The organism is Natroniella sp. ANB-PHB2 (assembly GCF_046097105.1).
GTDB lineage: Bacteria > Bacillota > Halanaerobiia > Halobacteroidales > Halobacteroidaceae > Natroniella.
The window spans coordinates 1,229,587-1,252,868 of the sequence record NZ_CP175562.1 but is presented as its reverse complement, the minus strand read 5'-3'; the positions used below and the strand labels follow the sequence as shown (position 1 = coordinate 1,252,868).

Genomic DNA, 23,282 nt, shown 5'->3' with positions numbered 1-23,282 from the left:
TCTAGTCGTAGTTGGAACTTGCATTGTTTAGTTTTGAGAGACTGAAACTAAGTCTAAGTTCAAGTTTAAAGGCTAAGTAAGAACTTAGTTCTTGTCTTGACTAAAACTTAAACTCAGCCTCAGACTTAAAATTTGTACTTTGAAAACTGCACAATAGATAGTGCGTCTAGATTAAGTTAGTAAGGGCGCACGGTGGATGCCTAGGTGTCAGGAGCCGAAGACGGACGTGGCAAGCTGCGAAAAGCCTTGATGAGCTGCAAACAAGTGATGACTCAAGGATGTCCTAATAGGAGCACCAGGTATGGATAATCCCATATCATCTTAAGGTTAATAAATAGCCTTAAGAAGGGAACCGGGTGAATTGAAACATCTTAGTAACCCGAGGAAGAGAAAGCAAAAGCGATTCCCTAAGTAGCGGCGAGCGAAAGGGGAACAGCCCAAACTGTAATAGTGTCAAGCTTATGGGCATTGCTATTACAGGGTAGTAGGACTATCAGACCTTACCATAAAAAGGTCATAGGATAAGCTTCAGTTAATCGAAGTAGCTGGAAAGCTACGCCACAGAAGGTAATAGCCCTGTAGGTGAAAATTGGAGTTGACTAGATAGTATCCTGAGTACCATGAGACACGAGAAACCTCGTGGGAAGCAAGGAGGACCATCTCCTAAGGCTAAATACTTCCTGACAACCGATAGTGAACCAGTACCGTGAGGGAAAGATGAAAAGAACCCCGGGAGGGGAGTGAAATAGAATCTGAAACCGTGTGCCTACAAGCAGTCAGAGGACGTTAAAGTCTGATGGCGTGCTTTTTGCATAACGAACCGACGAGTTATGATCTGTAGCGAAAGGTTAAGCCAAAGAAGGTGAAGCCGTAGCGAAAGCGAGTCTTAAAAGGCGAAAGTTGCAGGTCATAGACCCGAAACCGAGTGATCTATCCATGACCAGGATGAAGCACGTGTAAGAACGTGTGGAGGTCCGAACTGCGTTGGCGTTGAAAAGCCATGGGATGAGTTGTGGATAGGGGTGAAAGGCCAATCGAACTCGGAGATAGCTGGTTCTCCTCGAAATAGCTTTAGGGCTAGCCTCAAGTGTTATAATTTGGCGGTAGAGCACTGATTGGACTAAGGGCTTTATAGAGTTACTGAATCCAGTCAAACTCCAAACGCCATCTTATTAAGCTTGGGAGTCAGACTATGTGGGATAAGCTTCATAGTCGAGAGGGAAACAACCCAGACCGTCAGTTAAGGTCCCAAAGTATGGACTAAGTGGTAAAGGATGTGAGATTGCATAGACAACCAGGATGTTGGCTTAGAAGCAGCCATTCATTTAAAGAGTGCGTAATAGCTCACTGGTCGAGTGATCTTGCGCTGAAAATGTACGGGGCTAAAGTCCATCACCGAAACTACGGATTGGTATAACCAATGGTAGAGGAGCATTCTATATAGGTTGAAGCAGTACCGGAAGGAGCTGTGGACAGTATAGAAGAGATAATGTCGGTATGAGTAACGATAAAATAGGTGAGAATCCTATTCGCTGTAAGTCTAAGGTTTCCTGAGGAAGGCTCGTCCGCTCAGGGTAAGCCGGATCCTAAGCCGAGGCCGAAAGGCGTAGGCGATGGAAAATTGGTTAAAATTCCAATGCTACCTCCTTATCACTATGAGTGATGGGATGACGCAGGAAGATAGGCTAGCCTGGCAACGGTATGTCAGGTTGAAACATTAAGAAGGATGACTTAGGTAAATCCGGGTCGTCATTAACTTTAAGGTGTGACCAGGAGTCTCTACGGAGGCGAAGTAGTTGACTTTACACTGCCAAGAAAAATCTCTAACCAGATAAGAGGTAACCGTACCGCAAATTGACACAGATAGACTAGAAGAGTATTCTAAGGCGCGCGAGAGAACCTTCGTTAAGGAACTCGGCAAAATAACCCCGTAACTTCGGGAGAAGGGGTACCTCATTAGGGTGTATGCTCGAAGAGGTTGCAATAACCAGGCCCAAGCGACTGTTTACCAAAAACACAGGTCTCTGCTAAGACGTAAGTCGATGTATAGGGGCTGACGCCTGCCCGGTGCTGGAAGGTCAAGGGGAAGTGTTAGGCATAAGCTGAAGCGCAGAACTTAAGCCCCAGTAAACGGCGGCCGTAACTATAACGGTCCTAAGGTAGCGAAATTCCTTGTCGGGTAAGTTCCGACCTGCACGAATGGCGCAACGACTTGGGCACTGTCTCAACGAAGGTCTCGGTGAAATTGTATTACCTGTGAAGATGCAGGTTACCCGCGACAGGACGGAAAGACCCCGTGGAGCTTTACTGTAGTCTGATATTGGATTTTGGTACATTATGTACAGCATAAGTGGGAGGCAATGAACTCGGCACGCTAGTGTCGAAGGAGCCTTAAGTGGGATACCACTCTTAATGTGCCGGAATTCTAACCATGCACTGTAATCCAGTGTTGGGACAGTTTCAGATGGGCAGTTTGACTGGGGCGGTCGACTCCTAAAGAGTAACGGAGTCGCCCCAAGGTTCCCTCAGTGCGGTCGGAAATCGCACGTAGAGTGTAAAGGCAGAAGGGAGCTTGACTGCAAGAGCTACAACTCGAGCAGGTACGAAAGTAGGGCTTAGTGATCCGACGGTAGAGCATGGAATTGCCGTCGCTCAACGGATAAAAGTTACCCCGGGGATAACAGGCTTATCTCCCCCAAGAGTTCACATCGACGGGGAGGTTTGGCACCTCGATGTCGGCTCGTCGCATCCTGGAGCTGAAGCAGGTTCCAAGGGTTTGGCTGTTCGCCAATTAAAGCGGTACGCGAGCTGGGTTCAGAACGTCGTGAGACAGTTCGGTCCCTATCCGTCGTGGGCGTAGGATATTTGAAGGGAGCTGTCCCTAGTACGAGAGGACCGGGATGGACGTACCTCTGGTGTACCAGTTGTCTACCAAAGGCATTGCTGGGTAGCTAAGTACGGATTTGATAAACGCTGAAAGCATCTAAGCGTGAAGCTGACCTTGAGATAAGATATCCCATAGAGTGAATCTAGTAAGATCCCTGATAGACTATCAGGTAGATAGGCCAGAGGTATAAGGGTGGCAACATCTTCAGCTGACTGGTACTAATAGATCGAGGGCTTAATCTAGAATATATCTATTGTGCAGTTTTGAATGTATAATAAAGCATTTAATACTGAATGCTGAATAGTTAAAGAACTTAGAAATTTATTTATTTAAAAAGTTCTTGACAAAGAAGAATGAAAATGTTAAGATATTAATTGTTGAATTGAGACAAGCTTAAAATAAGCATTGAATATTGAATAGTTAATAATTAAAGTCAAAAGCACTTGAAGAACTTAATTGTTCAATGTTAGATATTAATTATTAATTGAACAAGATTCTGGTGGTAATTGCGGAGGGGTAACACCTGTTTCCATTTCGAACACAGCAGTTAAGTCCTCCAGCGCCGATGGTACTGCAGGGGCAGCCTTGTGGGAGCGTAGGTCGCTGCCAGAATTAATATGAACTATTGGGATGTCGCCAAGCGGTAAGGCACAGGACTTTGACTCCTGTATTCGCTGGTTCGAATCCAGCCATCCCAGCCATTTATTTTAGCTATTAGCAATCAGTTGTCAGTTATCAGCCAAGGTCTTAACAATTTAAGGTTTTGGTTGATAGCTGAAAGCTAAAAGCTGACAGCTAGGTACGCCCCCATCGTCTAGTGGCCTAGGATACCAGGTTTTCATCCTGGCGACAGGGGTTCGAATCCCCTTGGGGGTGCCAATATAACCAAATTAAAGTTATTAAGCTAAAGCTAAGCAATTTATTTAATAAAAGAGATAGATTTGCTTCAGCTATGAAGAGGCATCAAAAAAACAATTGACAATTGAAGGTCATCAAATGAATTTAATTGTTCATTGTAAATTAGTAAGGGCGAATAGCTCAGTTGGGAGAGCACCTGCCTTACAAGCAGGGGGTCACAGGTTCGAGCCCTGTTTCGCCCACCATTTAACTTCATTGAATAATGAATGTTAAATATTTAATATTAAATGTTTTTTCTGTGGGGACGTGGTGTAATTGGTTAACACGCCGGCCTGTCACGCCGGAGAGTGCGAGTTCAAGTCTCGTCGTCCTCGCCATTGTGCTAGCGTAGCTCAGCTGGTAGAGCAGCTGACTTGTAATCAGCAGGTCACCGGTTCGACTCCGGTCGCTAGCTCCAGGGGATATAGCTCAGCTGGGAGAGCGCCGCCCTTGCAAGGCGGAGGTCGTCGGTTCGATCCCGACTATCTCCACCAAAATCTTCGATTAATAAAACGCAAGGTGGATTTTGGCATAGACCATCGAGGTCGTCGCAAAATAGTTAAATATTAAGCATTAAATGTTTTTAAGGGCCATTAGCTCAGCTGGTAGAGCACCTGACTTTTAATCAGGGTGTCGGAGGTTCGACTCCTCCATGGCTCACCATTTAAAAGCAATGAATACTGAATATTATTTATTAAGTGAACTTTTGTCGCGGGGTAGAGCAGCTGGTAGCTCGTCGGGCTCATAACCCGGAGGTCGTTGGTTCGAATCCATCCCCCGCAACCAAAATATTTTATAATTGTGGTACTTGCAGAAGTGCAACCAAAATGTTTTATGATAGTAGTGCTTGTATAAGTGCAAGCAATTAAAAGCAATGAATAGTTAATAATAATATGCGGGAGTAGCTCAGTTGGCTAGAGCACCAGCCTTCCAAGCTGGGTGTCGCCGGTTCGAGTCCGGTTTCCCGCTCCAATTATCGGAGCATGGCGCAGTTTGGTAGCGCACCTGGTTTGGGACCAGGGGGTCGCAGGTTCAAATCCTGCTGCTCCGACCATTTTATTTTTAGAAACTGTACTTTTTAATGTACAGCTTTTTTTATTTTAATAGTATAAAAGCCTCAATAAGAAATATAATAATATTATTATATTTCTTATGTTTAGCTGAGTTATTATAGGGGGCTGGAAAGTTTATGTTTACAGAATTAAAGGAAGAATTTAGCGATGAATTGGGGTTGATTAAATCACGATTAAATTCGAAAGGTTTAACTCTAGAAAATGAATTATTATTGGAAGTGTTAGAGCATTTAAAGCTAGCGGAAGGAAATTTCTTTATGGCATTATTATTGTTATTAACGGGCCAACTTGGGCCAAAGCAGTGTACTACTGATTTGATTAAGGTAGCTACAGGAGTTGAATCTTTATATTTAGCTAATTTATTTCATAATGAGATTATAGATAATAATCTATTAAGACGGAAGCAGAAAAGTACAAATTCTAAATGGAATGATAATATTTCAGTGATAATGGGTGATTTTTTTTTGCTAGTTGTTTAGAGGAAATAAGTGGGCAGAAGGAAAGCGTTTTATCTGAAATCACTATTACTATGTTTAAATTGGTGCAAGAAATATTAGAAGAGGAAGAAAAAAGAGATTATTTTGATTTAACAGAAGATGCTTACTTAAAGAAGATCGAATTAAAAACAGCAGCATTGAGTGCTTGTAGTTGTAAAGTTGGAGGAATTCTAAGTGGAGTTACTGAAGAAGGAATAGTTCATTTAGAAAACTATGGTAAATACTTGGGGATTATTTATCAAATAAATAATGATATTTTAGCTTTTACTAATAATACAGATAAAATGGATTATTCAGTTGAGAATAATCAACAGCAAGATACTTTAACGTTGCCTTTAATACATAGCTTAAACCAAAAGATTGATATGGAAGTAAGTGATATAACTTTAGGGCCAAGGGCGATTACTGAGATTATACAGGAACTTAATTATTGTACTGTGAATGATTCTTCTCTAGAATACGCTTACAGTATGATGGAGCATTTTGCCCTATTAGCCAAGGAAGAACTTGATTATTTTTCTAAGTCATCAACTACAAAGAGCCTTAATTATATAATTGATTTTTTATTAAATAATATAGAGCTTAATTCCTAAACCTACTAATTTTAGTAGGTTTTTCTATTTGACAACTGATTAAAAGCAAGTAAATTTTTCGTGGAATAAATTAACTAAAATTGGAATAACTAAATTAAATATTTAGGTTGAACGTTGAATATATATTCTATAAGGAGGTGTTTAATGTGAATTATTATATTTATGCTACTGATCATGCAATTGAAAGGTATCAAGAGCGACAAAAATCGATCAGTCGTCATAAAGCAATTCACAATATAGTTGAAGGAGTGAAAAGGAGTAGGTTAATTGGCTTTGCCAAAGGGGAGCGAGAAATTAGAGAACACCGTGGAGTTATATTCGTATGTCAACTGGAAGGGGATAAGATGAATGTAATTACAGTCTTAAATAGTAAAGCAGAGTTAAGGTTTATTGGTTAATCAGACCTATTAATTTAATTTAAGTTAAATATCTACTAAGTAGTTATGATAATAAGTTTTGATTTAGATAAACTAGTTAGAAGAGATCATAAATTTAATAGAGGCTAGTAAAAAACAAATAATAGTTGGGTAAAAAGCAGCCATTTGGCTGCTTTTTACTATAATAATTACTGATGATATTTTAAAAATCGGAAAAAGTGTGATAAAATATTTAAGTCATTAGTTTGATTCAAGAAATTTCTGTGAGGTGATAAAGTGTTAGATAAAAGGTGGCTATTTTTGATTTTTATAATCTTGTTAGGGCTAGTTATTGGGTATCAATTAGAATTGTTTGATTATCAAGACGTAACTAAATTAATAGCTTTTAATGAATGGATAACAGGATGGGGCTGGTTAGCACCTGCTTTTTTTATTGTTATGTATACTATGGCTATGATTATCTTTTTACCTAATCCTTTCTTTATGTTAGTGGGAGGTCTTGCTTTTGGTCCATTTTTTGGGGCAGTTTTTGTATTAATTGGTTTTGGGTTAGGAGCAAGTGCATCGTTTTTGATTGCTAGATACTTTGCTAGGGATTTTATTACGGATTGGCTAGAAAAGAAGGGGTTAGTTTCTAAAATGGAGTTATGGTTTGAGGACTATGGATATCGGTTATTATTAATAACACGTCTACTTCCTATAATTCCGATAAATTTACAGAATTATGCTTATGGTTTAACTGAAATTAAATTTTCTGTTTACAGTATATTATCTCTACTTGGAATCTTACCTAAAGTGGCATTTTTAACTGTGATCAGTGGTTTTATTGTTGAAGAGGGGTTGATTGTAAAAGAAAATTATGGACTCATTGTTGGGGGATTAATTTTTATACTGTTTTTTTATTTTTTAATTAGTAAGGTTTTTAAGGTAGAAGAATACTTATCAAAAGAAAAGAAGGGATCGAATTAGTTTATAAAGGAGGGAGAGCAAAGAATGAAAAGAGAAAACTTAAATATATATTTAGAAGATTAATGTTTAAAAACTTGTAAATAATAGAGTATAAAAAAGTATTAATAAAACTATAAAGTTGAAAAAGGGTGATTATGATTGAAATCTGTTTAAATCAGAAAAAATTAACAACGAATCAATTTATAAAAAAGATTATGCTGTTAGCAACTCCAGCAATGATTGAAATGTTTATGAATACTTTGGTTGGTCTAGCGGATACAATTATGGTAGGGCAGGGGATTGGAGCAGAAGGTCTAGCTGCTGTTAATTTAGCTAATCAAATTGTATTTCCGATTGTATTTATATTTTCAGCTTTTAATGTGGGAACAACTGCTGTTGTTTCCCGTTATATTGGTGCTGGTTCTAAAAATAAGGCCAACCGTGTTGCTAGTCAGTCTTATATGCTAAATATAATTATTGGATTTCTTTTAACTGGTTTTATGTATCTATTCTACAAAGAGATAATTTCTTTATTTCCAGTGGAGCAGAAGGTATTAGATATAACGTTTGATTATTTAGAGGTTATAATTTATAGTCAATTATTTATGTTACTTACGCTATCATTGAGTGGTTCTTTTCGAGGGGTTGGGGATACTACTACCCCAATGGTGGTCAATGGAGCAATTAATGTAGTTAATATTTTAGGTAATTGGTTATTGATTTTTGGAATTGGATTTTTTCCTGAGTTAGGAATTAGAGGAGCTGCTATTTCAACTACTTTATCACGGGTTGTAGGAGCTGCTATCTTTACTGCAATTGCTTTTAAAGGTGATAAGCAGATTAGATTAGTTCTGCGTTGGTTCAAGATCAAATTGAGCTTGATTAAGAAACTATGGAAGATAAGTTGGTCAGCAGCATTAGAACAGCTAGCAATGCAGAGTTCTTTTATTGCTTTACACTATCTGACTGTTATGCTAGGAACAATAGAGTATTCAGTCTATGCTATTATAGTTAGATTAGAGTCGATCTCTTTTATGCCCGTTTTCGGAATTTCTTTGGCGACGACTACTTTGGTTGGTCAATACTTAGGAGCAGAAGATGAAGATAATGCTGTTAGAAGTGGTAACTTATCTGTTTTATGTGGAGCAGCTTTGGCCTTATTTTTGGGAATCATATTTGTTATTGCTCCTTATCAGTTGGTTAGGATCTTTATCAGTGAACCTGAAGTAATTCAAACAGCTATCTTACCTTTACGATTAGCAGGAATTTTGCAAGTGCCGATTGCTGTATTAATTGTTTATTCAGGTGCTTTAAGAGGAGCAGGTGATACATGGATGGTGATGTTAATTACTGTATTTAGGATGTGGGGATTGCTTGTTCCAATGACTTATCTTGTGGTCAATCATACTGATTGGGGTTTAGTGGGCCTTTATATTGGTCAAAATATTGTTTTTACAATAATAGCAATAGTTTTTTATTTATATTTCAGAACTGAAAAGTGGATTGGGATTAAAATATAGTAACCAGCTTAATTATTTGAATCTAGGAGGAATAATAGTATGAATTTGTCAATGGACTTAAATACTAAACAACAAGAAGCAGTTACAACGACTGAAGGGCCAGTCTTAGTCTTAGCTGCTGCAGGTAGTGGCAAGACAAGAGCTTTAACTTATCGAGTTGCTTATTTAATTGATCAAGGGGTTAACCCAGCCAATATATTGACCTTGACCTTTACTAATAAGGCAGCTCAAGATATGAAAAGAAAGGTTAAAGAGTTATTAGGAGAGATGCCTGATCAGATGTGGATGGGTACTTTTCATAGTATTTGTGTGCGAATTTTGAGTCAGAATTTAAAAAAATTAGGGTACGAATCAGGGTTTGTGATTTATGATCAAGATGAGAGTAAGAGCTTGATTGCTGATATTATTTTGAGTTTTAATTTAGATCAGGAAAAGTATGACCCTAAGATTATTTTAAAACTAATTAATAAAGCTAAATTAAAGTTGTGGGCTAAAGATGAATTATTAACCAGATACCAAGAGGTAGGTAACGGGAGCGAGGAGTATTATCAAAACATTGTTGATATCTATCAAAAGTATAATGAAGTATTACAGGATAATAATGCTTTTGATTTTAATGATTTATTAACTAAAGTGATACAGTTATTTGAAGAGTATGAAGAAGTATTGGCAAAGTATCAGAACAAGTTTGAGTATTTGTTGATCGATGAGTATCAAGATACTTCGCCGATTCAGTATCGGTTGGCCCAATTGTTAGCTAAAAAGCAGAATAATATCTTTGTGGTTGGCGATGATTTTCAGAGTATTTATAAATTTCGTGGGGCTGATATGAATAATATTCTCAGTTTTGCAGATGATTTTGTTGAATGTAAGACAATTAAATTGGAGCAGAATTATCGCTCTAAAGCCAATATTATTAATGCATCTAATGCTTTAATTACTTGTAATAATCAGCAATTTAATAAAGAAGTTTGGACTTCTAATGCTGAAGGGGAGCCAGTTGTTATTTGTGAGGCAGCTAATGAGTATGCCGAAGCAGATTATATAACAGAGGAGATTGACAACTTAGTTAGATTTAGTGGGTATAAGTATAATGATATTGCTATTTTGTATCGTTCTAATCATCAATCTAGGGTGTTAGAAGAAGCATTTATTAGAAAGAGAATTCCTTATTATATTGTAGGAGGACTTGGGTTTTATGATCGTAAAGAGATTAAAGATGTTATAAGTTATTTAAAGGTGGCAGTTAATCCTCAAGATACAATTGCTATGAAACGAATTGTTAATGTTCCTAAACGGGGAATTGGAGCTAAAACTTTGGATAAACTAATTAAACACGCCCAAGAATATGTACCAGAATTTAATTTATTAAGTTTTAATCAAGAGGATGAGAGTTTAGGGTTATTCGATATAATGGAAGATCCAACGGATGTACCAGGAATAGGTAAAAAGACAGCAGCGAAGATAAGAGCATTTTATAAGGACTTAAAAGAGGTAATAGCCATCAAAGAGTCCAGTCTATCTATTCCTGAACAGGTTGATCAGATTTTAAAGACCAGTGGTTATCAGGCAATGTTGGAGTTAGATGGTTCAGAGACAGCTCTAAATAGGTTGGATAATTTAAATCAGTTTTTAGTTTTAGCAGAGAATTATCAACAAAAGAATCCAGCTCGGAAGTTAGATGATTTTGTTAGGGATTTGAAATTATTATCTGATCAAGATGATTTGGATCAATCAAATCAGGTTAAGATGATGACTGTACATGCTTCTAAAGGATTGGAGTTTTCTGCTGTCTTTATAGTTGGAATGGAAGAAGAGGTCTTTCCCCATCGACGTAGTATTAAGAGTGGGTTGATTGAAGATATAGAGGAGGAAAGACGGTTAGCTTATGTAGCAATGACTCGAGCTGAAAATAGATTATTTATCAGTCATACTCGACAGCGTCAGCAGTTTGGCGAGACTAAGAATATGATTTCTTCTCGCTTTTTAGATGAACTTCCAACTGATCTAATATTAGAAGTTATTCATAACCATCAATTATAATTTAAAAGGAGAAGAGTTATAGTTATGTTAGTTTTCAATTTATAAATAACTGAGAGAGAATGGAGGGATTAAGGATGGAACAATCATTAGTATTAATTAAGCCTGATGGAGTATTGAATCATAAGATTGGTAGGGTTATAGCTAGATTTGAAGCTAAAGGATTGGAGATACAAGCTATGAAGATGATGTGGATGGATGAAAAGTTAGCAACAACTCATTATCAAGAGCATCAAGGGAAATCTTTTTTTGATGATTTAATCTCATACATAACTGAAGCTCCAATAGTAGCAATGGTAATTGCAGGAGAAGAAGCTATTCAAATTATTAGAAATTTGAATGGAGCAACTGATCCCATTGAAGCTAAACCAGGTACTATTAGAGGAGATTTTGCTTTGAATTTAGATTCTGGTAACATTGTACATGCTTCAGATAGTAATGAAAGTGCTAAAAGGGAGATTGATTTATATTTTGATGCAGATGAAATTTATACTTATAGAGACTGAGCTTATTTTAAGCTCAGTTTTTTCTATTTCATAGGGGATTAAGATTAGGTTTAAATAAAAGCTAATGAGGTATGTTTTAATGGTTGGCTTAAACTCAACCTTAACCTTAACCTCAGACTTAATAGCAAGTTAGCAGAAAAGGAACGAAATCAATTGACAATAAAAGTAATTAATTGATATAATAGGATAAAAGCAAATTTTAGGAGGTAATAAGGTGAATGAAGCTGATTTAGTTGTAGAAGAAGTATATTCTCAAGAGAGTATTTATAAGAAGTTAAAAGTTAATACTAGTAGGGGGATTAAATATACTGGAACAGCAGAGAATCCAGGCTATATAGTTTTATTTTCAGATTTAAGTAACTGGAAAAAGACAAATCCTTATCATGATCGCTTAAAAGAAGATTTCTTTTATTATACAGCTGAAGGGTTAGAGGGTGAACAGGAATTGACTGGTGGTAATTTGGCTTTAAGTAATTACTTAATTAAGCCTTCTCCAATCTACACTTTTATTAAATTAGATACGGATGAGTATAAGTATCTAGGTAAGGCAGAGTTGAGTAGTATCAACAAAGAGTTACAGTATGACTGCAAAAAGAGGTTAAGAGAAGTTTTTGTCTATCAATTAGAATTATCTGAATACAACTTATATAAGAAATTAGAGGATAGGGAGGTAATGAATAAGGATATCTTAGACTTTAAAGAAGCAAGTGAATTATTAGGGGTCAGTACTAGAACCTTAACCGAGATACTTAAAAAGTATCAAGTACCAGGAAGAAAATTGGGTAGGCAGTGGCATTTTAGCCGTAAGCACTTGATTGATTGGATTGGGAAGGGTATTTCTAAGTCGGAATATTAACCTTAGTAAATTTACGTTCTTTAATTACATATGTTAATTTTAAGGTGGTTTTTGATCTTAAAGTTAAGTTTTATTACAATAATGTGGCACTTTTGATTTGGCGGGTAGAAATGATATTTGTAGGGGCAGGCACAGAGACCTGCCCCTACAAAAATACATTCTTTTACGAACGAAAAGTGACACATTATATCAATAAAAAGCAGGTCAATTAGAAAATTATATATTAAACTAATCTATCGATCCCCTTAATACTAGTTATTATTTGGTTTTATATAGAATATAATATAACAAACGAAATTCATTTAAAAAAAGGGGGGAACTAGTCTTTTTTACCTAGATAAACAAGTTATAATAAAGAGAATTTACAATTGATAATTAAAGATAATTCTTAAAACAAAGATGTTTTAAAGGTTTTAACTATCAATTGTAGATTAATGGTATTGTTTATCTATACATTTAAGACTGGGTTTAATGAAATCTATGATTGAAGTTGGTGATCTAGTTCAGATCAAGGATCAGTTGGAATGTTTGACTTATGAAGTGACTTATATTATTGAGCAAAGAGCAACTTTAGAAGCAATAGAACTACCTTTAATGACGATAGCTCCTTTATCTTGTTTAATTAAAGAAGATGAAGTAAAAAACCTGTCGTCATAGCGTGAGGGTAAGTGTGAGGCTAAGTACTGATTTAAAAAGAGTAAAATTAAAAAACATCTATAATTTCTAAAAAAGTATTTACTTAATAATTAAAAAGAAGGGCCAAGTTGGCCCTTCTTTTTTTAATATGCTCTTTCTACCTTTCCTGCTTTTAAACAAGAAGTACAGACCTTAATCCTTTTTGGAGAACCCTCAACAATAGCTTTAACTTTTTGTAAGTTAGGTTTTTGGGTTCTTCTAGAACGACCTGTTACATTACGACCTACTCCACCTTCTTTTTTAGCTTTACCTCTACGAGTAACTGCATTACTTTTATTAGAACCTTTGCCGCATACTTCACAGAACCTTGCCATTATTTGCACCTCCTTAATCTATATCAATTTATAATAAACACCAATATAACCACTTAAATATTTTAACATAAATAGCAGGTAACAAGCAAGTATAATCTGGTATTTTGTTATATTAAGAAGGTTTTTATTAAGATTTATTGAATAATAGTTAGAGTAGGAGGGAGAAAATGAAAATTACTAAACAGACTTCTATTTTAGAACTGGTACAGCACTATCCAGCAGCGAATGAAGTTTTGGCAATGTATAATTTGGATTGTGCTAGGTGTGTAGGAGCTAGTTCAGATAGCTTAGAGATAGTAGCAGAGATTAATCAAGTTAATTTAGAAGAATTACTAATTGAATTAAAGAAGTTAGAAGATAATAATTAAATATGTCAAAAGAAAGGAGGGATAGTAATGTCTACTAAGCAAAAATTATCAAATGAATTGGGAATGATCAATATTTCCAAAGATGTTATTTCAGTTATAGCTGTATTGGCTGCAATGGAATGTTATGGGTTAGTTGGTATGGCTAAACAAGGGATTCAAGATGGTTTAAGTCAATTGTTAGGTACTGAAAACCTTAGCCAGGGTGTTAATATAGAAATTATTGATGAAGGGGTTAAGGTCGATTTATTTATTATTGTAGAGTATGGAGTTAAGATATCAGAAGTAGCTAACAATATAATTGAGAGAGTTAAGTATACTTTAAAAGAGAAGACAGGAGTTAATGTGTTAGAAGTTAATATTAATGTTCAGGGAGTGAGAGTTGATAATGTTACCTAAATATTCAAAAAAATATATTGAACAATTAGATACAGTAGATTTTAAACAGATGTTAATAATAGCTGGGAATTATTTAAAAGAAGCAGAAGAAGAACTTAATAATTTAAATGTTTTTCCAGTTCCTGATGGTGATACTGGGACAAATATGAGTCTAACCTTATCAGATGCAATAGCATATGTAGAAAATAGTGAGGCTGAGACAGTAGGTGAGCTAGCAGATCAGTTGGCCAAAGGAGCTTTAATGGGGGCTAGAGGAAATTCAGGAGTAATTTTATCCCAGCTATTAAAAGGGTTTGCTGATGGAATTGGCAATGCTGAAGTATTAACTAATCAGATTTTAGCGGATGCTTTAGGGCAAGCAGCTGATAAAGCATATCAAGCTGTAATGAGACCTGTTGAGGGGACAATTTTGACAGTGGCTAAAGATGTAGGTAATAAAGCAGAGCAGATAGCTGAAGAAGCGAATATGGTTAAGTTCTTAAAAGAAGTAATTAAAGAAGCTGAAGAAAGCGTTAAGAGGACTCCAGAATTATTTGATACTTTAAAAGAAGCTGGTGTAGTAGATGCTGGAGGAAAAGGCTATCAAATATTTTTAACAGGATTATTATATGGGATTGTTGCTGAAGAGAAGGTTGAATATCAACAGCAAGATTTTGAAGATAAGCAACAAGAGGTTGTATTTACTGAGGGGGAAATAGAATTCGGTTATTGTACTGAATTCATTATTAAAGATGCTGCAATTGCAGTTAATGATTTTAGAGAGTTAATAGTTGATTATGGGGATTCATTATTGGTTGTAGAGGCAGATGGTATTCTAAAGGTTCATATTCATACTGAGCATCCAGGAAAAGTTTTAGAGATAGGCTTGAAGTATGGACAATTAACCAAAATAAAGATAGATAATATGGCTGATCAGCATCAGAAAAAGCAAGAAATTGAAGATGTTGAAGTAAATCAAAAAGTTGAAGAAAGAGAAGATGGTTTAGCAATTTTAGCTGTAGCTGCAGGTGATGGCTTAAAAGAGATTTTTGAAAGTCTTGGAGTAGGGTATGTATTAAAAGGTGGTCAAACTATGAACCCTAGTACTCAGGATTTATTAAAAGGAGTTGAAGAACTAACAGCTGAACAGATTATTATCTTGCCTAATAATAAAAATGTAATTTCAGCGGCTAAACAGGTTAAAGAGCTGACAGATAAGGAGGTTGAGGTAGTTTCGACAACTACTATTCCGCAAGGAATAAGTGCAATGATTTCTTTTGATCCAGAAGGCAAGCTAGAAGAGGTAAGTGCAGAGATGGAAGAGGAATTACAGTTTGTTAAGACTGCCGAAATAACTTATGCTACCAGGAATACTAAAATTAAAGAGACTGAAATTAATGAAGGAGATATTCTAGGTTTAGCTGAAGGTGAGATTGAGGTGGTTGGTTCAAACTTTAATCAAGTAGTACTTGATTTATTAGCAGAGATGATTATAGAGAGTGATTCATTAATTACTATTTATGCTGGTCAAGATGTGACTATGGAGGAGCAGGAAGGATTAATGGCAAGTTTAAAAGAGGAGTATAATGATTTTGATGTTGAGATTTATGATGGTAAGCAACCGATTTATTATTATATTCTTTCTATAGAATAGGAGTGAATGATGATGGGTAACACAGTAGTAGTTACTGATAGTACAGCAGATTTGACCATTGAAATCTTGGATAAATATGATATTACGATGGTCCCATTAGAGGTTAATTGGGCGGGAGAGTCTTATCAGGATAGAATTGATATTACATCAGAGCAGTTTTTAGATATAATTGAAGAAAGTGATAGTTTACCGACAACTTCTCAACCAGCTATTGGTAAATTTATAGAAGCATATGAAAGATTGGCTGAAGACTATGAAGAGATAATTTCTATCCACCTTTCAGAAAAGCTGAGTGGAACAATTGAAGCGGCGCGCTTGGCAGCTGAGATGGTGGATGGGGTTAAAGTTGAAGTAGTTGACTCGGAGGTTGCTACTTTTTCGCTGGGAGTTATGGTTATGGAAGTGGCTGATGCAGTAAAATCTGGAAGTAGTGTAGAAGAGTTAGTTGATGATTTGATTCCAAGGCTAAAAGAAGATATAGAGATTTATTTTACTGTTGATGATTTAAGTTATTTAGAAAAAGGTGGGAGAATTGGCAAGGCTAGTGCTTTTTTGGGTAATTTGTTAAATATAAGGCCAATCTTAACTTTAAAAGGAGGAGAGGTTGCTCCTTGTGGTAAGGTTAGAGGGCAACGTAGATTGTATAATGAATTAAAAAAATTAGTTGCAGATAAACTAGAAGGCCAGCAAGGAAGTAAGTTGATTCTTCTTCATGGAAAGAATAAAGATAAAGCAGAACAGTTAAAAGAGAGTTTGGTTGAGCAATTTGAGTGGGCAGAAGTAGATATGATGCAATTTGGCCCAGTGATTGCTACTCATGTTGGCCCGACACCTTTTGGAATTGTTTTTTTGAAATAAGGCTGAAATAATTTGATAATTGTTAAGGATAGTTGGTATAATATGTAGGGAAGGACAGTAAGCTGATGCTTGTGGGGTGGACTTGATGGATAATAAACTAGAAGATATACTTGAAAAGGTGATCAAACCGATACCAATTGAAATGAAATTGAGAGGTTTAAATACTTCAGTTTTTGGTGGTTTTGATTCTTATATCTTAGAGTGGACTAGTAAATTAATAAGTAAGGCTGATAGCAATGAGATAAAAGAGATCGCTGAAAATTTAAATTTTTTATTCAAGGATTATGATAAGGTAACCATTGATGATCGCCAACAAAAGTTAAAGGAGTCAATTAGGTTAGTTAATCAATTGTCTGAACGGATAAGAGGGATTGAAGCATTTAAATTAAAGCAGAATAAATTGGTTAAAATCAGATCCCAACATGCTAATTTAGTCTATAATAATTTAGCTAAGCAGAAACAGAGAGAACAAAAGCAAGATTTAAGGCTGAGTAATAATTCTAAAGTTGAAAAAAGAAAAACTAAGCTACCTGATTTTTGGCAACAGACTATTCAATATATTAAAGGAGTTGGAGAGTATTGGGCCAAAAGATTAAGGAAGTTAGGTATTGATAGTACTAAGGATTTATTATATTATTTTCCTCGTGACTATAATGATTGGAGTGATTGCAAAAAGATCAGTCGATTGAATAGTGGGTTGAAGGTTACTGTTCAAGGAAAAGTTGTCAAGATTGATCAGATTCAACCTAAACGAGGATTGACGATTATTAAGGTTGGAATCAGTGATGGGACTGGTATTTTATATGGGGTCTGGTTTAACCAAAAGTATATCAAAAAGGTTTTTAATAAGGGAGATCTTTATTTATTTAGTGGAGAGGTAAAGTATAATTATGGTCAATTTGAAATTAATAATCCTCACTATGAAAAATTAGACTCAACAGAACCTTTACATACTGGAAAGATTCTACCGGTTTACCCTGCTACTAAAGGAGTAAGCCAGAAGAGATTAAGGATGATTATTAATAATTGCTTAGATAAGTATCTAGCAGATGTTCCTGAATTTTTGCCTGAAGAGATTTTAAATAAATATGATTTTATAGGGATTAAGGAGGCATTGCACTTAATTCATTTTCCTGATTCTAAAGAAAAATTGAGACAAGCCCGCAAACGATTTGCTTATGAAGAGTTGTTTGTCTTGCAGTTAAGTTTAGCTTTGCGAAAAAAGGAAGCTAAAGCTGATAAATTAGGAATTCAGCATCTTACTAATAATAAATTAATTGAAAACTTTTTAGATCTATTGCCTTTTGAGTTGACTTCAGCTCAAAAGAAAGCATGGACTGAAATAGAGGCTGATATGGAAGAAAAAGAGCAGATGAATCGTTTGCTACAAGGGGATGTAGGAGCAGGAAAGACTGTAATAGCTACGTTGGCTTTGTTGAAGACGGTGCAGTCTGGATTTCAGGGTGGATTAATGGCCCCGACAGAGATTTTAGCTGAACAGCATTATTTAGGTTTGAAAGAAGAGTTAAAGCCTTTGGGAATAGAGATTGGCCTGTTGGTAGGGAGTTTGAGTAATAAAGAAAAGAAGGAGTTGTTGGCCCGAGTTGAAAAAGGAGAGATTGATATTATTATTGGAACTCATGCTTTGATTCAAGAGGGGGTTAATTTCTCTAACTTAGGATTGGCTATTATTGATGAACAACATCGCTTTGGGGTTAAACAACGGGCTTTATTACAGGAGAAGGGTACTAACCCTGATATTTTAGTAATGACAGCAACGCCGATTCCTCGTACTTTAGCTTTAACGGTCTATGGAGATTTGGATCTGTCAGTAATTGATGAGCTACCTCCAGGTCGCAAGCCAGTTGTAACTGAATGGCGAACTGCTAAGGCAAGGCAGCGAATCTATTCTTTTATTAGACAAGAGATTGAACAAGGCCGTCAAGCTTATATTGTCTGTCCGTTAGTAGAAGAGTCAGAAAAATTGGATATAAAGTCTGCTACTGAATTGGCTGTTTATTTAAAAGAAGAGGTCTTTCCAAATTTAGAAATTGGGTTGTTACATGGACAGGTAAAATCAAAGGTTAAAGAAGAGATGATGGAAAAGTTTAGATTAGGAAAGGTAGATATCTTGGTAGCTACGACTGTAATTGAGGTTGGGGTTAATGTGCCTAATGCTTCGATAATGGTAATTGAAGATGCACAGCGTTTTGGGTTGGCCCAGCTACATCAGCTGCGTGGTAGAGTAGGTAGAGGTAAGTATCAATCTTATTGTATTTTAATAGCTAATCCTTCAACTGAAGAAGGTCAAGAAAGAATGAAGATCATGACTAAATCAAATGATGGCTTTGTGATTGCTGAAGAAGATTTGCAATTGCGTGGGCCAGGGGAGTTTTTTGGGACGCGTCAACATGGGATGCCTGATTTGAAAGTTGCTGATATTTTACGGGATCATAAGTTGTTGGAGTTGGCTAGAGAAGATGCTTTTGCTTTGATTGAACGAGATCGGAATTTAGTCCAAAAGAAACATCAATTGCTTAAGCGAGTTTTAACTGAAGTTTTTGATTATGATTTCGATTTAATTGACATAAGTTAGCAATAGCTATCTGATTTTAAGAACTAAAGGGTTTAATTGTCAATTGTATACTGGAAACTTACTTATGGAGTGATAAAATGAGAATTATTGCTGGACAAGATAAAGGCAGGAATTTAAAATCATTGGATAGAAAAGATGTGAGACCAACTAGTGATAGAACAAAAGAAGCATTATTTAATATTTTGGGCCCTGAGATAATTGGGACAAGGTTTTTGGATTTATATGCCGGTTTTGGTGGAGTTGGCATTGAAGCAATGAGCCGAGGGGCAGATGAAGTTATTTATATTGAACAGAATAAACAAAATATAGAGGTTATTGAAGAGAATTTAGCAATGGTAGGTTATCAAGGTCAAAGCAAAGTAATTAGAGGGGATGTAACAAAATCTGTAGGACGATTGGAACCAAACTTTGATTTGATCTTTATGGATCCGCCTTACAAAAAGCAAAATTTATATTACAAAACGTTAGAGGAAATAAACAATTATAAATTATTACATCCGACAGGCTTTATAATAATTGAACATGATGCAGAAGTTGAGTTTGATTTATCAGCAGGATACAATATTTTTAAAAGAAAAGAATATGGTACAGCAGCAATTAGTTTTATACGAGAGGAGGACAAGTAAATATGGCTAAGGTAGTTGTTTATCCAGGTAGTTTTGATCCAGTAACTAAAGGACATTTAGATATTATTGAACGAGCTAATAATGTATTTGATAAAGTTATTGTATCAGTCTTCAATAATCCTAGAAAAAGACCTCTTTTTGATATGGAAGAAAGAGTAAAGATGCTTAAGCAGGTAGTTAAGGAGTATGACTCAGTAGAAGTAGATTGTTTTACCGGGTTATTGACAACTTATTTAAAACAAAAAGAGGCAAAGGTGATTGTTAGAGGGTTACGAGCGGTTTCTGATTTTGAATCGGAATTTCAAATGGCTTCTATGAATAAAAAATTGGATGCAGATATAGAAACAATATTTATGATGACCAGTACTGAATATGCTTATTTGAGTTCAAGCATGATTAAAGAAGTGGCTAGTTTTGAAGGTTGTGTTAGAGATTTAGTTCCTGAATTTATAGTTGATAGGTTATTTGAAAAGTTGAAAGAAAGAGATCACCTTTTTTAAGCTTCATAGATAAATTGACCTCCAGAATGGAGGTCTTTTTTAATTAAAATGATGAAAGGAGATTATCGTTATTCTTTTGATGATATGGATAATTAAAGAGAGTAGTATTAAACTACTGAGAAGTAAGATTAAGAAGAATGACATTTGAGAAAAACGCTCCCAGTAACCAAGGGTTAATGTGATTTCTCCATGAAGGTTAGTGACATCTGTAACTAAATTTTCAAGATTTAGATTCAATCTTTTCAGAAGCAGGAAAGTAGTTATACTGGCGAAGATACCATGTAAGATTCTAGAAAAGATATAAGGCTTTAGTCGAATATCAGTTCCTTCCACCATTGCAGCTACTTGTGCATGGACTGAAAAACCACTCCAGGCAATGATTCCACTAGTAATTATGATCTGTTGTCCTAAAGGAGCACTAGATTGACTAGCAAGATGAGAACCATTTGTAATTTCAAATAATCCACTGATAATAGGTAAGATTAAAGATTTTTCAAAGCCGAATGGCCTAAGAAAAAAAGCGATCAAACTAGTAAGTATATTAGTAATACCAATAGAAGTTAATATTTCAGTTAGAACAGAAAAAAGAATTATAAAGCCACCAATTAGCAATAAGGTGTTGACAGATTCTCTAATTGAGTCTCCAAGTAATTGACCAAAAGGACGATTGTCACTTCTTCTTGCTTTATATAATTCATTAAAAGCTTTTTTTAATATATTTGTTTCAGTAATTTGACTTTGAACTGCATCTTTATTATCAGTCTTAGGGTTATAAAAACGCAAGATAAAACCAACCATTAAACATGAAATATAATGGGCCAATGCTAAAATCAATCCCAGTTTTGGTTGACCAAACATACCAATAGCTACTGCACCAACCATAAAGAGCGGATCGGCAGTATTAGCAAAAGAGACTAGGCGTTCTCCTTCCACCTGAGTACATAGCTTTTCTCGTCTTAACTTTCCTGTGATTTTGGCCCCGATTGGATAGCCAGAGGCTAGGCCCATAGCTACGGCAAAAGCTCCAATCCCCGGAACCTTAAAAATTGGTCGCATTAGCGGTTCTAATAAGGCACCTATAAAATGAACTACACCTAACCCCATTAAGATTTCGGCGATGATAAAGAATGGTAATAAGGCAGGGAAGACGATCTCCCACCAAGTATGTAAGCCATTAACTGCTGCTTCGAATGCCTGCTCTGAGTAAATAACCAATGAAATAGTGACAAAGATTGCAATTAAGGCTTTGAGATTTATGATTTTTTTATTGAGCTCTGTTTCCAAAAGATTCCCTCCCTTGTAGTAAGTACTTACCTAATAATATTTTATCGTTATTAATAATATTACTTAAATAGTTTGATTGAAGCTGAGTAAATTCTTTTAAATAAAATTAGTTCAATTATTATTGCAATTTAGGAGAAGTTCCTATTACAATAGTTTTTTTCATAAATAACCTCCTCCTCCTGCAAAGCCTTGATTAAAGCAACAAACTTATTAAGCCTGGAATACTAATGGTGTTGGCCCTATTGTTACCCCATTTAATCTGTTCATCTTATGGAAAACTAAATTTAAAATCCCTCACAAGTATTCCTGTAATAATTATAATACCTATAATAGCAGCTATAGCTACGGTGATTATTAATTCTTCAGCTATAAAAATCCGTTTAACTACAACGCCTAATAAAGCCCAGACTATTACTAAATTATAATAAAGATCTCTTCTTTTAATATAAATATAACTTCCAACTATAACTGCAATGGCAATCATTCCAATAGTCCAAGGTACTGCTGGAATTATGGTATCATAAAAGTTGAGATCAACCAGTAATGTAGTTAAATTAGCTAATGTTGCTACTGTAATCCACCCTGTATAGATGCTAAAGGGAAGATGGACAAATAATTTTTCGGCTCTACTTACTCTTCTTAGTCCAATTTCTAACTGATTATAGATTAATATTAAAGAGATTAACAACACAAACATTATTAAAAAAGATAGACCAATTTTAAGATAATGCCAAGCAAAGATCCAACTTGCATTAGCTAAAGATGAAATAAAAAATAAGTAACCTATTTTATCTAAAAAGTCAACTTGAGGATCTGGTATAGAAAGTAAACCTCTGGCTTGATATAAAGTGAAGGATGCCAATAAAAGATAAATCAGCCCCCAGATAGAGAAAGTAATTGGTGCTGGAGTAAATAGGTTAGGGTATAACTGAGCTACTTCACCTGTTGTATAATCATTAAGAGGTAAAATATTTGCTAAAGCATTAATGAAAATCACTAAAACAAAGGAAAGAATATTTAATATTTGTAATGTTTTTCTATTAATATTAACAGACAATTTCTTCACCTCCTTCTTACATCCTTATTAAGATTTTTAATCTATTATCACTTGTTAGTTGATCTAAATATTCTGCAATAAGTCTAAATATGTAATAAAGATTAATAATTAAAATCATTTTTAATTAATTTTCACATATAATCACTATCTGGAAGGGGGTTCAATTATTAAGATTGTAAGATTGGAATCTAAGGGAGGACTACCAGTAGAGCTATTTCCCCTCGATCTAGACAAGGCTAGCCCTGTGGCTGATCAGAAGAAATTTATTAGCCATTATGAATATAATGTTTGGGGTAGGGTGGAGAGGTTAGAATTTGAGGATGTTATTCATGGTATATTTACTGATTCTGTTAATTCTTTTTCTGCATCAGTTCTATTATCTGCTGCTTTAAATGAGCCAGAACTATTTTAAAAGACTAAAAAAGAAATATGTTAGGAAATTCATGATACTAACTATAATTCAAATGACTTTAATTTTTATTCTTATCTTAGCCTACTATTACATATTTCCCTTTATGGTTACAACTATGCATTGGGTTATAGCTGCAATTGCTCTGTTTTTAGGAGGAAGCTGCTTCTTAATTAATCAGTATAGATCAAAAAAGATATTCTTGAAATAAACCATTATTATAGTAATTAAGGTTTCTACTACAGTCAGTACTGGATAGGGTCTCATAAAAGGTATAGTAGGTAAAATAGAATTTTGTGATTATCGTTTTATTGTTAGTATCTACATTATGTAAATTTTTTATATGTATAA

20 protein-coding genes, 10 tRNA genes and 2 rRNA genes are annotated in these 23,282 nt (G+C 35.3%); 29 read left to right on the top strand and 3 right to left on the bottom strand.

Features of this window, described 5'->3' with window-relative positions; genetic code table 11:
* Positions 1-169 precede the first annotated feature (169 nt).
* The 21 genes from ACKF5P_RS06275 to ACKF5P_RS06175 all read left to right on the top strand — a co-directional run bounded on the left by ACKF5P_RS06275 (position 170) and on the right by ACKF5P_RS06175 (position 12,851).
* A 23S ribosomal RNA gene (locus ACKF5P_RS06275) occupies positions 170-3,129 on the top strand.
* A gap of 253 nt (positions 3,130-3,382) precedes the next feature.
* Positions 3,383-3,499: ribosomal RNA gene (gene rrf / locus ACKF5P_RS06270) — 5S ribosomal RNA — on the top strand.
* A gap of 14 nt (positions 3,500-3,513) precedes the next feature.
* Positions 3,514-3,588, top strand: a tRNA-Gln gene (locus ACKF5P_RS06265).
* Between the two features lie 102 nt (positions 3,589-3,690).
* A tRNA-Glu gene (locus tag ACKF5P_RS06260) sits at positions 3,691-3,766 on the top strand.
* Between the two features lie 148 nt (positions 3,767-3,914).
* Positions 3,915-3,990, top strand: a tRNA-Val gene (locus ACKF5P_RS06255).
* A gap of 55 nt (positions 3,991-4,045) precedes the next feature.
* Positions 4,046-4,122 (top strand) — tRNA-Asp (locus ACKF5P_RS06250).
* Positions 4,123-4,126: 4 nt separating this feature from the next.
* Positions 4,127-4,202: transfer RNA gene (locus ACKF5P_RS06245), tRNA-Thr, on the top strand.
* Positions 4,203-4,278 (top strand) — tRNA-Ala (locus tag ACKF5P_RS06240). It begins immediately after the preceding tRNA gene.
* A 93-nt stretch (positions 4,279-4,371) separates the two neighbouring features.
* Positions 4,372-4,447, top strand: a tRNA-Lys gene (locus ACKF5P_RS06235).
* A gap of 47 nt (positions 4,448-4,494) precedes the next feature.
* A tRNA-Met gene (locus tag ACKF5P_RS06230) sits at positions 4,495-4,570 on the top strand.
* Between the two features lie 109 nt (positions 4,571-4,679).
* Positions 4,680-4,756 (top strand) — tRNA-Gly (locus tag ACKF5P_RS06225).
* 5 nt (positions 4,757-4,761) lie between these two features.
* Positions 4,762-4,838: transfer RNA gene (locus tag ACKF5P_RS06220), tRNA-Pro, on the top strand.
* 135 nt (positions 4,839-4,973) lie between these two features.
* The gene (locus tag ACKF5P_RS06215) at positions 4,974-5,336 is read left to right on the top strand and encodes a polyprenyl synthetase family protein (RefSeq protein ID WP_408954361.1); all 363 of its coding nucleotides are present in this window, start codon (positions 4,974-4,976) and stop codon (positions 5,334-5,336) included.
* A 5-nt stretch (positions 5,337-5,341) separates the two neighbouring features.
* Positions 5,342-5,947 (top strand): polyprenyl synthetase family protein, encoded by a 606-nt coding sequence (locus ACKF5P_RS06210; RefSeq protein ID WP_408956631.1) that lies wholly within the window; start codon positions 5,342-5,344, stop codon positions 5,945-5,947.
* Positions 5,948-6,093: 146 nt separating this feature from the next.
* Entirely contained in the window at positions 6,094-6,345 is a 252-nt protein-coding gene (locus ACKF5P_RS06205; protein WP_408954360.1) for a hypothetical protein, read from the top strand.
* Between the two features lie 255 nt (positions 6,346-6,600).
* Positions 6,601-7,293, top strand: a complete 693-nt coding sequence (locus ACKF5P_RS06200; RefSeq protein WP_408954359.1) for a TVP38/TMEM64 family protein — start codon at positions 6,601-6,603, stop codon at positions 7,291-7,293.
* A 134-nt stretch (positions 7,294-7,427) separates the two neighbouring features.
* Positions 7,428-8,792 carry an MATE family efflux transporter gene (locus tag ACKF5P_RS06195; RefSeq protein ID WP_408954358.1) on the top strand — a complete coding sequence of 455 codons (1,365 nt, stop codon included), beginning with the start codon at positions 7,428-7,430 and terminating at the stop codon, positions 8,790-8,792.
* A 39-nt stretch (positions 8,793-8,831) separates the two neighbouring features.
* Positions 8,832-10,835 carry an ATP-dependent helicase gene (locus ACKF5P_RS06190; protein ID WP_408954357.1) on the top strand — a complete coding sequence of 668 codons (2,004 nt, stop codon included), beginning with the start codon at positions 8,832-8,834 and terminating at the stop codon, positions 10,833-10,835.
* Positions 10,836-10,909: 74 nt separating this feature from the next.
* Positions 10,910-11,338, top strand: coding sequence for a nucleoside-diphosphate kinase (ndk, locus tag ACKF5P_RS06185; protein WP_408954356.1), 429 nt, complete (start codon positions 10,910-10,912; stop codon positions 11,336-11,338).
* A gap of 214 nt (positions 11,339-11,552) precedes the next feature.
* Positions 11,553-12,194 carry a helix-turn-helix domain-containing protein gene (locus ACKF5P_RS06180; protein ID WP_408954355.1) on the top strand — a complete coding sequence of 214 codons (642 nt, stop codon included), beginning with the start codon at positions 11,553-11,555 and terminating at the stop codon, positions 12,192-12,194.
* 471 nt (positions 12,195-12,665) lie between these two features.
* Entirely contained in the window at positions 12,666-12,851 is a 186-nt protein-coding gene (locus ACKF5P_RS06175; RefSeq protein WP_408954354.1) for a hypothetical protein, read from the top strand.
* A gap of 122 nt (positions 12,852-12,973) precedes the next feature.
* On the opposite strand, the gene rpmB is transcribed toward ACKF5P_RS06175, so the two are convergent.
* Positions 12,974-13,204 carry a 50S ribosomal protein L28 gene (gene rpmB, locus ACKF5P_RS06170; protein WP_408954353.1) on the bottom strand — a complete coding sequence of 77 codons (231 nt, stop codon included), beginning with the start codon at positions 13,202-13,204 and terminating at the stop codon, positions 12,974-12,976.
* A 167-nt stretch (positions 13,205-13,371) separates the two neighbouring features.
* On the opposite strand from rpmB, the gene ACKF5P_RS06165 reads away from it, so the two are divergent.
* The 7 genes from ACKF5P_RS06165 to coaD all read left to right on the top strand — a co-directional run bounded on the left by ACKF5P_RS06165 (position 13,372) and on the right by coaD (position 20,181).
* The gene (locus ACKF5P_RS06165; protein WP_408954352.1) at positions 13,372-13,572 is read left to right on the top strand and encodes a DUF1858 domain-containing protein; all 201 of its coding nucleotides are present in this window, start codon (positions 13,372-13,374) and stop codon (positions 13,570-13,572) included.
* Positions 13,573-13,599: 27 nt separating this feature from the next.
* Positions 13,600-13,968, top strand: a complete 369-nt coding sequence (locus tag ACKF5P_RS06160; protein ID WP_408954351.1) for an Asp23/Gls24 family envelope stress response protein — start codon at positions 13,600-13,602, stop codon at positions 13,966-13,968.
* Positions 13,958-15,601: a DAK2 domain-containing protein gene (locus ACKF5P_RS06155; RefSeq protein WP_408954350.1), complete on the top strand. Its 1,644-nt coding sequence runs from the start codon at positions 13,958-13,960 to the stop codon at positions 15,599-15,601. Before ACKF5P_RS06160 ends, ACKF5P_RS06155 begins: the two co-directional genes overlap by 11 nt.
* Positions 15,602-15,613: 12 nt before the next feature.
* The gene (locus ACKF5P_RS06150) at positions 15,614-16,459 is read left to right on the top strand and encodes a DegV family protein (RefSeq protein WP_408954349.1); all 846 of its coding nucleotides are present in this window, start codon (positions 15,614-15,616) and stop codon (positions 16,457-16,459) included.
* An 85-nt stretch (positions 16,460-16,544) separates the two neighbouring features.
* Complete coding sequence (recG, locus tag ACKF5P_RS06145) at positions 16,545-19,055, top strand: ATP-dependent DNA helicase RecG (RefSeq protein WP_408954348.1); 2,511 nt, start codon at positions 16,545-16,547, stop codon at positions 19,053-19,055.
* A gap of 77 nt (positions 19,056-19,132) precedes the next feature.
* Complete coding sequence (gene rsmD / locus ACKF5P_RS06140) at positions 19,133-19,681, top strand: 16S rRNA (guanine(966)-N(2))-methyltransferase RsmD (protein ID WP_408954347.1); 549 nt, start codon at positions 19,133-19,135, stop codon at positions 19,679-19,681.
* Positions 19,682-19,683: 2 nt separating this feature from the next.
* The gene (gene coaD, locus ACKF5P_RS06135) at positions 19,684-20,181 is read left to right on the top strand and encodes a pantetheine-phosphate adenylyltransferase (protein ID WP_408954346.1); all 498 of its coding nucleotides are present in this window, start codon (positions 19,684-19,686) and stop codon (positions 20,179-20,181) included.
* A 39-nt stretch (positions 20,182-20,220) separates the two neighbouring features.
* Here the strand turns inward: coaD and ylbJ are convergent, their stop codons facing one another.
* Both ylbJ and ACKF5P_RS06125 read right to left on the bottom strand, forming a co-directional pair.
* The gene (ylbJ, locus tag ACKF5P_RS06130; protein ID WP_408954345.1) at positions 20,221-21,465 is read right to left on the bottom strand and encodes a sporulation integral membrane protein YlbJ; all 1,245 of its coding nucleotides are present in this window, start codon (positions 21,463-21,465) and stop codon (positions 20,221-20,223) included.
* A gap of 268 nt (positions 21,466-21,733) precedes the next feature.
* Entirely contained in the window at positions 21,734-22,522 is a 789-nt protein-coding gene (locus ACKF5P_RS06125) for a hypothetical protein (RefSeq protein ID WP_408954344.1), read from the bottom strand.
* 181 nt (positions 22,523-22,703) lie between these two features.
* Between ACKF5P_RS06125 and ACKF5P_RS06120 the strand changes: the two genes are divergently transcribed.
* Positions 22,704-22,934, top strand: a complete 231-nt coding sequence (locus tag ACKF5P_RS06120; RefSeq protein WP_408954343.1) for a hypothetical protein — start codon at positions 22,704-22,706, stop codon at positions 22,932-22,934.
* The last annotated feature ends 348 nt before the right edge of the window (positions 22,935-23,282 follow it).

What these genes read in the sequence shown, in the direction of transcription:
- ACKF5P_RS06215 (WP_408954361.1), top strand. Translation starts at nt 4,974, where the DNA reads ATGTTTACAGAATTAAAGGAAGAATTTAGCGATGAATTGGGGTTGATT.
- ACKF5P_RS06195 (WP_408954358.1), top strand. Translation starts at nt 7,428, where the DNA reads ATGATTGAAATCTGTTTAAATCAGAAAAAATTAACAACGAATCAATTT.
- ACKF5P_RS06190 (WP_408954357.1), top strand. Translation starts at nt 8,832, where the DNA reads ATGAATTTGTCAATGGACTTAAATACTAAACAACAAGAAGCAGTTACA.
- ndk (WP_408954356.1), top strand. Translation starts at nt 10,910, where the DNA reads ATGGAACAATCATTAGTATTAATTAAGCCTGATGGAGTATTGAATCAT.
- ACKF5P_RS06175 (WP_408954354.1), top strand. Translation starts at nt 12,666, where the DNA reads ATGAAATCTATGATTGAAGTTGGTGATCTAGTTCAGATCAAGGATCAG.
- rpmB (WP_408954353.1), bottom strand. Translation starts at nt 13,204, where the DNA reads ATGGCAAGGTTCTGTGAAGTATGCGGCAAAGGTTCTAATAAAAGTAAT.
- ACKF5P_RS06165 (WP_408954352.1), top strand. Translation starts at nt 13,372, where the DNA reads ATGAAAATTACTAAACAGACTTCTATTTTAGAACTGGTACAGCACTAT.
- ACKF5P_RS06160 (WP_408954351.1), top strand. Translation starts at nt 13,600, where the DNA reads ATGTCTACTAAGCAAAAATTATCAAATGAATTGGGAATGATCAATATT.
- ACKF5P_RS06155 (WP_408954350.1), top strand. Translation starts at nt 13,958, where the DNA reads ATGTTACCTAAATATTCAAAAAAATATATTGAACAATTAGATACAGTA.
- ACKF5P_RS06150 (WP_408954349.1), top strand. Translation starts at nt 15,614, where the DNA reads ATGGGTAACACAGTAGTAGTTACTGATAGTACAGCAGATTTGACCATT.
- recG (WP_408954348.1), top strand. Translation starts at nt 16,545, where the DNA reads ATGGATAATAAACTAGAAGATATACTTGAAAAGGTGATCAAACCGATA.
- rsmD (WP_408954347.1), top strand. Translation starts at nt 19,133, where the DNA reads ATGAGAATTATTGCTGGACAAGATAAAGGCAGGAATTTAAAATCATTG.
- coaD (WP_408954346.1), top strand. Translation starts at nt 19,684, where the DNA reads ATGGCTAAGGTAGTTGTTTATCCAGGTAGTTTTGATCCAGTAACTAAA.